Genomic DNA, 11,101 nt, shown 5'->3' on the forward strand with positions numbered 1-11,101 from the left:
TGGCCATCATCCACCCGGAAGCAGGCGTGGTGCCAGGGGCAAACGATTTGGTCGTTGATGATGCGGCCTTTTTCGAGCGGCGCGCCGTAGTGGGGGCAGCGGGCCGCGAGGGCCCGGTATTGTCCCTCGCGGCGCACCAGCAGCACTTCGGTATCGGGCGTGGCGGGGTAGGCGCGCATTTCGCCGTCCTGGAGGGCGTCGGCGGGAGCAAGGTTGATTTCGGAGGGCATGGCGGCGGAGGTATTGGTGTTTATGCCAACGCGCCGAAGCAGAGCCGGGTTATAAAACCTAGCTGCGACCCAGCTCCTTCATCCGGCCGCCCTGGGCGTGCGTACAAGCTGAACTCACCAAGCTACTCCGGCTATGTCTGCTTCCTACCAACCCATCAGCTGCTCGTTCTACGACGAGCTGGAGGCCCGCGCCACCACCAGCCAGCTCTGCACCCTCACCTACCGCACCGAACCCGATACGCCACCCAGCACCTACCACGGCATCATCCGGGACTTGTATATCCAGGATAAAGTGGAGTACCTGCGCCTGGCCGACGGCTTCGAGCTACGACTGGATAACCTGCTGGCCGTGGACGACAAGGAGCTGCGGAATTACTGCTGAGAAACTTTAAACGCTGAAGAACCCAGCCAGCTGCATCGAGCCATCGTCTCACTCCGGCCCGCGGCGGAAGCCCTGGCTGATACGGGGGCCGCGCCAGTGCAGATCGGGCGGCAGAGGGCCGGCGGCGCAGGGCAGGGTAGCGTTGTTGCAGCGGAAACCGTGGTTCGGCATACCCAGCCGTATAAGCCGACCTTCGAGCCGGGCACCCACCACGTGCGGCTCTGCATACGGAGCCGGCCGAAGCCAGGTGGCCGACTGAAATTTGCTGATTTCGTGGCGCAGCCCGTTCAGACCGTATACCAGCGCCAGTGCCAGTGCGGCCCCGCGCAGCCAGCGGCCGCCGGGCAGGCTCCCGGCCAGCAGCCCTGCTCCCAGCGCTGCCGCCCCAACCAAGTACCCGTACCCAAACCGGAACGCCGGCGCGGTAGCAAACCACAGCCCGCAGCAGGCCAGCAACAGCCCAAACAGAACGAAGGAAAACTGCTGCTCCCTTGCCCGGCCCAGCAGGTGCCGCACTGCCATTACCAGCGCCAAGGTACCTATAGCCAGAGCCAGAAACTGGTCGTGGGAAGCCTGTTGCCGCCACCAAAACGGTAGCCAGGTGGCCAGTGGCTGCAGGCCCCCGGTGGCCCAGTCGCCAGCGGGCCAGCGGGCAAAATATCTAATTTCCAGTAGATCGAATGCGGTTTGGGCGGCGGGTACGGTCCAATCAAACGGCAAGCCAGCCCAAGGCGCCAGTGGGTATACTGGGTAGCCCGAAAGCACCACGTTGCGCCCCAGCCAGGGTAAGGCTACCACAGCTCCTGCCAGTGCTACCAGTCCCAGTAGGCGAGGTGTGGGGAGGCGCTTGGGCCGCAACTGCCACAGCGTAAAGCCCAGCGGCAGCGCCAGGTAGCCGGCCGATGCCTTGTAGGTGACGGCGGTAGCCAGCAATGCCGCCAGCAGCCCAGCTTCGGCCCGGCTCAGTAGCGCCGGGCCACTGGGGGACAGTTGCTTTTCCAGCAGCCAACCCAGCACGAGCAGCGTTAGAATGGTCACGCCGCTGTCGGGCATGGGCGATGAAACCCAAGGGCGAAAAGCAATGAAGACGAAAACCAGGCTGAAGCTGCCGTACACCGCCAGCACCACCGACGGCCGGGGCCGGGCCAGCTGCCGGACGGCGTAGCTAATAAGCAGCACAAACCAGAAACTACCCGCCGCCTGCTGCCCCAGCGAAGCCCACGGGCCGTCGGCGCGGGCACTGAAAAAGCTCGTGAGCAGATGCAGGTGCGAGTTGAAGGCCAGCCGGCCGTGCAAATTACCCAGGCCCGGCACCACTGGGTAAGTTTGCAGCCATTGTACCGTTTGGGCATGATAGAGGCCGGTATCAGCTAAAATAGGCCGCTGAACAGCATGTAGTAGCAGCAACATCCCAAACATCGAAGCCAGCGCCGCGGCACCAAACCAGCCCAGTTCCTGCCGAGGTGTCCACAGCTGCTTACACCACGTCTGCCGGGCCGCGGCTGGTGCTTTCAGCCAGTGCCAAAGCCCGTAGCCCGCCACCGTTGCGGTTATGCCCAATTGCACGGCCGGCCCAATGCTCACCCCAAACGAAAGCAGCGCCAACAGCCAACTCAGGCCCGCCAAGCCGGCCGCCAACAGTAGCTCGGGCGGCAGCGCGCCGGCCAGCCGTTGCCCCAGCATCGCCCGCCCCAGCCCGTAGCTCACGCCCGCCACCCACAGCCACAACAGAAGCACTAGCAGCATATATTCGTTGAGCTATTAGCCGACAGCTTTTAGCTGGTAGCTTGTTGTGTTAATAGTGCGGGAAGTCTTCCGCAAAGCGCAGAGCAGATATACGCTTGCTTGGGTCTTCCTGAAATCAGCAACGGCCGCCTTCGCTAAGCAAGGCGGCCGTTGTTAATCGTCCACAAAATCTGTGTAAGCCGCTGAAAATCAGTGGTCTAAAACTCCGCGCTGCCGGGGAAGCGGGGGAAGGGGATGACGTCGCGGATGTTGGCCATGCCGGTGATGAAGAGGATGAGGCGCTCGAAGCCTAGGCCGAAGCCGGCGTGGGGTGCGGTACCGTACTGGCGCAGCTCCAGGTACCACCACAGGTCCTGCTCATGCACCTGCATAGCGGCCATGCGGTCCTTCAGTTTAGTTAAGTCTTCCTCGCGTTGCGAGCCGCCAATGATTTCGCCGATGCCCGGAAACAGCACATCCATGGCGCGCACCGTTTTACCGTCGTCGTTCATCTTCATGTAGAAGGCCTTGATATCCTTGGGATAATCGGTCAGGATAACCGGCTTCTTGAAGTGCTTTTCTACCAAATAGCGCTCATGCTCGCTCTGCAGGTCGGTGCCCCAATCTACCGGGAACTCGAATTTCTGCTTGGCATTCTTGAGGATTTCTACGGCCTCGGTGTAAGTCAGGCGCTGGAAGTCGTTGTCGACTACGAACTGCAGGCGGGTCAGGAGCTCCTTGTCGTACTGCTCGTTGAGGAACTTGAGGTCGTCTTCGCAGTGGGCTAGGGCGTAGCGCACGAGGCTCTTGAGGAAGTCCTCGGCCAGGTCCATGTTGTCCTGCAGGTCGTTGAAGGCTACTTCGGGCTCAATCATCCAGAACTCGGCCAGGTGGCGGGCCGTGTTGGAGTTCTCGGCCCGGAACGTGGGGCCGAACGTGTACACCTTGCCCAGGGCCATGGCGGCCACCTCGGCCTCCAACTGCCCCGAAACGGTGAGGTTGGTTTGCTTGCCGAAGAAATCCTGCGCGTAATCCACGCCCGATTTGTCCTCGGTCAGGGGCGGGTTTTGGTCGGGCAGCGTGGTTACGCGGAACATCTGGCCCGCGCCTTCGGCATCGGAACCCGTGACAACGGGCGTGTGGACGTAGTAGAAGCCGTGGTCGTTGAAGTACTGATGCACGGCGAAAGCCATGGCGTGCCGGATGCGCAGAATGGCCCCGAACGTGTTGGTGCGGGGGCGCAGGTGGGCAATACCACGCAGGAATTCGAGCGTGTGGCCCTTCTTCTGCAGCGGGTAGGTGGTGGTATCGGCCGAACCGTACACAGTTATTTCAGTGGCCTGAATTTCTACGGCCTGGCCCTTGCCCTGTGAGGCTACCAGCTTGCCGCGCACGCCAATGGCGGCACCGTTTTCCACGCCATCGGCCCGCAGCTTCTCCTCCGGAAACTGCTCGGCGTTGGCTACCACCTGAATGGAGTTGAAGCCCGAGCCGTCGTTGAGGGCAATGAACTGCACGTATTTGTTGCCGCGGCGGGTGCGCACCCAGCCTTTCACCAGCACCTCGCGGTCGAGGTCTTGGCTGCGCAGCAGGTCCTGCACGCTGGTTTTTCGGAGGTTGGACATGGTTGGAATCGTAAGTTGGCTGCAAAGGTAGAAGATTTGAAAAACGGAATGTGCTTTTACACGAGTAGGGGCGGGGCTTGTGCCCGCCCGCCATTACCCATAATCGTTGCCACAATCCAGATAAATGGCTGGGAAGGGCTGGTTCGGGCGGCGGGCATGGGCAATCCCCGCCCCTAGTCGTGCCACAACCCAACTTTTCCGGTCCGATTCAAGTACAGAAGGGCTACATTTGGCTTACCTACCCCCGTGCCGAAAACCCGGCGGGGCGTACCGTTTTTGGCGTATGCAACGACTGGACATGAAGCAGCTTCTTTCGCAGAAGCTGAGCCCCCAACAGATTCAATTTATCAAGCTGCTCCAGATTCCGACGGCTGAGTTGGAGGCGCGCATCAAGGAGGAGCTGGAGGTGAACCCGGCCCTAGAGGAAGGCGAGGACGAGCCCGAGGACGAATTCGACGACCTCGATAGCGGCGACGACGACGCGGAAGACGACTACGACGACCCCGACGCCGCCCTCGACAACCCCGACAACACGCTCGACGAGGACTACGACGCCGACCAGCGCGACGAGCAGCCCGAGGTGGAGCTGCCCGTGAAGGAAGATCAGCCTGAGGCGCCCGAATCGAATTCGGAATCCGAAGACCTCGACCTGAGCGACTACCTCAACGACGACGAAATTGCAGGCTACAAGATGCAGGGCGACGGCCCCGGCGAGGACGAGGACGGCCGCGAAATGCCCCTGGCCGACACCAGCGGCTCGCTCATGGACAACCTGCTCAGCCAGCTCGGCTTCTCGGGTCTCGATGAGCGGCAGCAAACCATCGGCCGCCAGCTCATCGGCTCCATCGATGGCGACGGCTACATCCGCCGCGACCTGTCGGCCATTGCCAATGACCTGGCTTTCTCGCAGAACCTGGAGGTAACCGTGCCTGAGGTGGAGGGCGTGCTACACGTAGTGCAGACCTTCGACCCGGCCGGCATTGGCGCCCGCGACCTGCAGGAGTGCCTGTTGCTGCAGTTGGAGCGCCGCCCCCAGGAGGAGGCCATCGAAAACGCCGAGCGCATTCTGCAGGACACCTACGAGGAGTTCACCAAGAAGCACTACCAGCGAATTCAGCAGAAGCTCGACCTCGAAGACGATGAGATAAAGGAAGCCATTGGCCTCATTCTCAAGCTGAACCCTAAGCCGGGCGGTAGCGGGCCGGTGGGTGGCGGCAAAATCCAGTACATCATCCCCGACTTCCTGCTCAGCCACGACAACGGCCAGTTCAATCTCACACTCAACACCCGCAACGCCCCCGAGCTGCGCGTGTCGCCGGCCTACACCGAGATGTTCCGGGCCTACGACAAGGCCTCGAAGAAGGACAAGAAGATGAAGGAGGCCGTGACGTTCGTTAAGCAGAAGCTCGACTCGGCCAAGTGGTTTATCGACGCCATCCGGCAGCGCCAGAATACGCTGCTGCGCACCATGGACGCCATTGTGCGCTACCAGCGCGAGTTTTTCGAGGAGGGCGACGAAAGCAAGCTGCGGCCCATGATTCTCAAGGACATTGCCTTGGAAATCAGCATGGACATCAGCACGGTGAGCCGGGTGGCCAACTCGAAAGCCGTGCAGACGGAGTTCGGTATCTACCCGCTCAAGTACTTCTTCTCCGAAGGCATTGCCACCGACTCGGGCGAGGATGCCAGCTCGCGCGAGGTGAAGTATATCCTCAAGGAAATAATCGAGGGTGAGCAGAAGAAGAAGCCGCTTTCCGATGATAAGCTGGAGAAAATGCTCAATGCCCGCGGCTATAATATTGCCCGCCGCACGGTGGCCAAGTACCGCGAGCAGCTCAATATTCCGGTGGCCCGGCTGCGTAAGGAACTGTAAGGAGAACTGTTTGGAGAGTCGTTAATGCAAATGAGCGCGTCATGCTGAGCTTGCCGAAGCATCTCTACCGCAACACTGATTCACTGGTGCAACAAAGCGGTAGAGATATTTCGGCATGCGCAGCATGAGGTTCAGCTAATCAACCCGGCACAAACGCAAAACGGCACAAACGCAAAACGGCCCGGCTCGCACACTGCGAGCCGGGCCGTTTTACTTAACGACTGATAAGAAACTAGTCCTTGTCTTTATCGCGCTTGGACTTCTTCTTTTCCTTCTTGCCTTTGGCGCTCTTAGTTACCACCTTCGTCTTCTCTACATCCATGCTGGGGGCCATTGCCTCGGGCGTGGGCACCGAAGTGGCGGCAGCCGTTACGCGGTTGCCGTCGTTATCGAGTTCAACTACCTCGTAGCCCAGCTCCGTGAGGCCGGGGAAGGCCTTGGTACGGTCGCCTACTACCACAATGTACATGTTGTCGGCGGGCAGATACTTCTGGGCAATGCCCTGCACATCCTCCTTCTTGAGGTTGTTGAGAATCTCGCTCTGCTGCTTCACGTAATCGAGGGGCAGGTCGTACTCCACCAAGCGGCTCAGGAAAGCGGCCTTCTGCTGGCCGGTTTCGTAGCGCAACGCGTCGCTCTGGCCCACCGAGGCCTGCAGGAACTGCAGCTCCTCATCGGTAATACCGTTGCGGTAGTTCTTGATTTCCGACATAAACTCCTTCACCGAAGCCGCCGTGGCATCGGCGCGCACACCGGCCGAAGCCGTGTAGGGGCCGGCGTAGCGGGTGCCCTGGAAGCCCGAGCGGGCGCCGTAGGTGTAGCCTTTGTCTTCGCGCAGGTTCAGGTTGATGCGCGAGTTGAAGGCACCGCCGAGCAGGTAGTTGCTCAGGTAGGCGCGGTAGTAGTCGCCGGTGGCGTCGTAGGTGAGGGGCGAGAGGTAGCCCACCCGGATTTCCGACTGCGCGGCCCCTTCCTTATTTACGAAGTAGATGCGCGTTTTGTCGGGCTGAGTGGCCATTTCACCGGCCGGCAGGCTGATCTGCTTCTGCTGCCAGCCGTTTAGGAAGCCCAGCTGCTTGGTCAGCGTGGCCTGGTCTACGTCGCCGGTGGCTACCAGGTAGCTCACGTTAGGCGCGTAGTAGTCCTGGTAGAACTTCTTCACATCGGCGAGCGTGATGCTGCCTACCGTGGCGGCCGTGCCGCTGGAAGGCACACTCATAATATCGGCGGGGTTGTACACCAGCCGGTCGAAGGTTTTGTTGGCGATGAGCACCGGCTGGGTTACCTGGTTGGCAATGCCTTCGAGAGCCTGCTTCTTAATGCGGGCGAAATCGGCCTCATCGAAGCGCGGGTGCATGAGGCGCTGCTCGAGCAGGGCCATAGTGGCAGGCAGGTTCTTGGTCAGGCTCTGCACGTACACGGTCGTGTTGTCGTCGCCGGCACCTACGCGAATGGCGCTGCCCAGCTTGTCGAGCTCCGAGCTGAACTGCTCAGCGGTGTACTTCTCGGTTCCTTCGTTCATCATGGCCGCCGTAAGGGCGGCAATGCCGGCCTGGTTGCGGTTGAGCTGCTCGAGGCGGCGGCCGCCGCGGATGGTGAGCAGCATGGTGGCGGTCGGAATCTCGGTGTTCCGGTTGCCCATCAGGCGCAGGCCGTTATCGAGCTTACTCTGCCATACCGTCGGCACCTGCACCAGCGGCGCGGCCCCACCCTTGGGCTGCTTGCTGCGGTCGAAATTGTCGGTGGGCTTGGTATAAGTGAGGCCGTCGTAGCCGTAGTTGGGGGCCTTGTAGCCGTCCTTGGAAGCCGTGAAGTTGTCGGGTTTGAGAGGGGTAATGGTGCCGCCCTTGGGTACCACGCTCAGAATAACGGCTTTCTTGCCCTTAATGTACTGGTTGTACACCCGGTTCACGTCGGCTGGCGTTACGGCCCGCAACGCCTTCAGCTCCATTGGCAGGCGGTTGGGGTTGTTGTAATAGGTCTGGTTGGCGGCCAGCTGGCTGACCTTGCCGCTAACGCTGGCCAAGCTGTTCACCACCTGCGCCTCGGTGCTCGACTTGAAGCGGGCCACCTGCTCGGCCGTGGCGCCGGTGCGCTCAAACTCGGCCAGGGAGCCGCGGGCTACCATTTCGAGGCTGTCGAGGGTTTTGCCGGGGAAGGGCAGCATCACCATGGTAAACTCGCCGGCCAGCTCCGAAGTGGAGTTGTAGGCCTGGGCCTGCACAGCGCGCTGGGGCTTAATTAGGTTCTTATAGAGCAGCGAGTTCTTGCCCTGGCCAATAATTTCGGCCAGCGCATCCAGCGCGTACTCGTCGGGGTGCCCGCTGGGCACTGTCGGGAACACCAACTGCAGCATTGGGAAGCGGATGTTGTCTTGGTAGCTTACGTAGCGGTCCTGGGTCAGGACTGGTGCCGGCAGCTTCTGGGCGGCTACGGCCGGGCCCTTCGGAATGGAGCCAAAGTACTTGGCCACCATCTGCAGTACCTGCTGGGGCTTTACGTCGCCGCCTACCGTCAGGGTCGCGTTGTTGGGGCCGTACCAGCGCAGGAAGAAGTTCTTCAGGTCGTCGACGTTGGAGCGGTCCAGGTCTTCGAGGTAGCCGATGGTGAGCCAGCTGTAGGGGTGGCCGTAGGGGTAGAGCGTCTTCGAGACGTTCTCAGAGGCCAGGCCGTAGGGGCGGTTGTCGTAGTTCTGGCCCCGCTCGTTTTTCACGGTCGAGCGCTGCACCTCAAACTTCTTCTGGGTTACGGCATCCAGCAGAAAGCCCATGCGGTCGGCTTCGAGCCAGAGCGCGGTTTCGAGCTGGTTGCTGGGTACGGTTTCGAAATAGTTGGTCCGGTCGCGGTTGGTGGTGCCGTTGAGCGTGCCGCCGGCCGAGGTTACGAGCTTGAAATGCTGCTCGTCGCCCACGTTATCGGAGCCCTGGAACATCATGTGCTCGAAGAAGTGGGCAAAGCCCGACTTGCCAATCTGCTCACGGGCCGAGCCGACATGGTACGTAATATCAACGTGGGCCAGTGGGTCGGAGTGGTCTTCGGTGATAATCACCGTCAGGCCATTCGGCATCACGTACTTTTCATACGGAATCACCAGCTCGCCGGGCTTTTTGGTTACTTTCTCCACCAGTCGGGCGCCGCCCGCCAGGGAGCTGGCGGCGGTGCTGGTTTTGGTAGCAGAAGTGGGTTTTTTCTGAGCCAATGCCGGCTGAATCGATAGCGTGGCGCCGAGGCCCAGCAGCAACAGGTGGTTGCGCGTCATAAATCGGTGGAAATGAAGTGGAATGGATTATGGCCGGAAGATACACAGGCAAGGACAAATCTGCGTTAACCGGAGTTGCATTGCTACAGGAGCGGGCTGTACTGTCCGGGTACTCTGGGCCGCCGGCCCTACCTTTGCCCCATTGCCAGCCAGCCCCTTCCAATGCCCCTTGCCGACTACGTCCTCATCTCCTACCGCTCCGACTTACGGCTGCTGATAATGCGCTGGACGCGGGTGGCGACCCCGGCCGAGCACCGGGCCGGTTACCAGGAGGCATTGCGCGTGGCGCAGCCCGTGCAGGCCGGCCGCTGGCTCATCGACCTGCGTAGCCGTGGCCTGGCCGACCTCATCGACCTGCTCTGGATTCTGCACGATTTCCGGCTTGAGTTGCAGGCAGCCCTGCCCGCCACCGTGCGCCGCATTGCCTACTTCACTACGCCCTACCACGCCGAGCTGCTTACCGTCCGCCTCCGCGAACTGAACACCGCAGCCGCCACCGACCTCGAAATCCGGGTATTTGTGGAAGAAACCCCCGCTTACAACTGGCTGGCCGGGTAGCGCCCGCTGCCCCAGTAATGAGAAAGGCCTGCCTTACTAAGCTACACGCTCAGCAGGGCAGGCCTTTCTCGTTACCTCATCTCTTACCTCACAGCCGCGGGTCGATTTCTACCGGAGCATCATAGCCCGCGCCTTCGAGGGCCACAGGGCCGGCGGCGGGCAGGCGAATGTCGTCGTCATCGTTGACGCGCAGCGTGAGCAGGCCTGCAATAATCATCGAGCAGCCGCCCAGTACCAGCGTGTACACTGCCTCACCCTGGAATACGTTTTTGGTGAAAAAGCCCAGAATAAGGCCCGCCACGATTTGCGGAAGCACAATAAAGAAGTTGAACACGCCCATGTAGTAGCCCATTTTGTTGGCCGGTAGTGCCCCGGCCAGCATGGCGTAGGGCACGCTCAGAATCGAGGCCCAGGCAATGCCCACACCCACCATCGAGAGCAGCAGCATATTGGGGTCCTGGATGAACACGATGGAAATAAGGCCCAGGCCGCCGGCCACCAGGCACAGCAAATGCGTAACGCGGCGGCTGGTGGCGCGGGCTACTATTGGCAGCAGCAGCGCCGCAATGGCCGATACGCCGTTGTACACCGCGAAGCAGATGCCCACCCAGTCGGCGCCCTCGTTGTAGAGCTTGGAGGTGGTGTCGGTGGTGTGGTAGATGTGGCTGGTAACGGCGGGCGTGGTGTAAATCCACATCGAAAACAGGGCCAGCCAGCTGAAGAACTGCACCACGGCCAGCTGTACCATGGTTTTGGGCATGTTGAAGATGCCGGCAAACGACTCGCGGATGCCGTTCCAGAAACCGGCCGTGCGGCGCTTTTCCTCCTCAAACTCCTCCAGATTATCCGGCGGGTACTCCTTGGTATTGAACACCGTCCAGAGGACAGCGGCCAGGAACACGGCCCCGCCGATGTAGAAGGCGTACTTCACCGACAGCGGAATCTGTCCGGCCGGGGCCGTATTGCTGATGCCGAACCAGTTGGTAAACATCCAGGGCAACGACGAGGCCACCACGGCGCCCACGCCAATAAAAAACGTCTGGGCCGCAAAGCCGGTGGTGCGCTGCTCTGAAGGCAGCAGGTCGCCCACCAGCGCCCGGAACGGCTCCATGCTGATGTTGATGCTCGAATCCATGATCCAGAGCATGCCCACCGCCATCCAGAGGGCCGTTACGTTGGGCATCACCAGCAGCGCCAGCGAGGCCAGAATGGCCCCCACCAGAAAGAACGGCCGCCGCCGCCCCCACTTCGGGCTCCAGGTGCGGTCCGACATGTAGCCGATAACTGGCTGCACCAGCATACCCGTGAGGGGCGCGGCCAGCCAGTATAGCGCTATTTCGGTGCCACCCAAGGTTTCAAAAATACGGCTCACGTTGGCGTTCTGCAGCGCAAATCCGAACTGGATACCCAAAAAGCCGAAGCTCATATTCCAGATTTGCCAGAAGCTGA

8 protein-coding genes are annotated in these 11,101 nt (G+C 61.1%); 3 read left to right on the plus strand and 5 right to left on the minus strand.

The window, feature by feature from the left end:
• A partial coding sequence (locus tag HW556_RS16985) for a Rieske 2Fe-2S domain-containing protein (protein ID WP_176901316.1) occupies positions 1-230 on the minus strand: 230 nt, incomplete at its 3' end.
• A 133-nt stretch (positions 231-363) separates the two neighbouring features.
• Here HW556_RS16985 and HW556_RS16990 point away from each other — a divergent pair.
• Positions 364-612 (plus strand): hypothetical protein, encoded by a 249-nt coding sequence (locus tag HW556_RS16990; protein ID WP_176901317.1) that lies wholly within the window; start codon positions 364-366, stop codon positions 610-612.
• Positions 613-660: 48 nt separating this feature from the next.
• Here the strand turns inward: HW556_RS16990 and HW556_RS16995 are convergent, their stop codons facing one another.
• Together HW556_RS16995 and asnS are read right to left on the minus strand one after the other, a co-directional pair.
• Positions 661-2,358, minus strand: coding sequence for an LIC_10190 family membrane protein (locus tag HW556_RS16995; RefSeq protein WP_176901318.1), 1,698 nt, complete (start codon positions 2,356-2,358; stop codon positions 661-663).
• Between the two features lie 197 nt (positions 2,359-2,555).
• The gene (gene asnS, locus HW556_RS17000; protein WP_176901319.1) at positions 2,556-3,962 is read right to left on the minus strand and encodes an asparagine--tRNA ligase; all 1,407 of its coding nucleotides are present in this window, start codon (positions 3,960-3,962) and stop codon (positions 2,556-2,558) included.
• Positions 3,963-4,245: 283 nt separating this feature from the next.
• On the opposite strand from asnS, the gene rpoN reads away from it, so the two are divergent.
• A complete protein-coding gene (gene rpoN, locus HW556_RS17005; RefSeq protein WP_176901320.1) occupies positions 4,246-5,835 on the plus strand; it encodes an RNA polymerase factor sigma-54 in 1,590 nt (529 codons plus the stop codon).
• A gap of 232 nt (positions 5,836-6,067) precedes the next feature.
• On the opposite strand, the gene HW556_RS17010 is transcribed toward rpoN, so the two are convergent.
• Positions 6,068-9,094, minus strand: a complete 3,027-nt coding sequence (locus HW556_RS17010; protein ID WP_176901321.1) for a M16 family metallopeptidase — start codon at positions 9,092-9,094, stop codon at positions 6,068-6,070.
• Between the two features lie 162 nt (positions 9,095-9,256).
• Here HW556_RS17010 and HW556_RS17015 point away from each other — a divergent pair, with 162 nt between their 5' ends.
• Positions 9,257-9,652 carry a hypothetical protein gene (locus tag HW556_RS17015; RefSeq protein WP_176901322.1) on the plus strand — a complete coding sequence of 132 codons (396 nt, stop codon included), beginning with the start codon at positions 9,257-9,259 and terminating at the stop codon, positions 9,650-9,652.
• Between the two features lie 88 nt (positions 9,653-9,740).
• Here the strand turns inward: HW556_RS17015 and HW556_RS17020 are convergent.
• Positions 9,741-11,101 (minus strand): MFS transporter (locus tag HW556_RS17020; protein WP_218136956.1); only part of this gene is annotated, 1,361 nt, incomplete at its 5' end.

This window comes from Hymenobacter terrestris (assembly GCF_013377905.1).
Lineage (GTDB): Bacteria > Bacteroidota > Bacteroidia > Cytophagales > Hymenobacteraceae > Hymenobacter > Hymenobacter terrestris.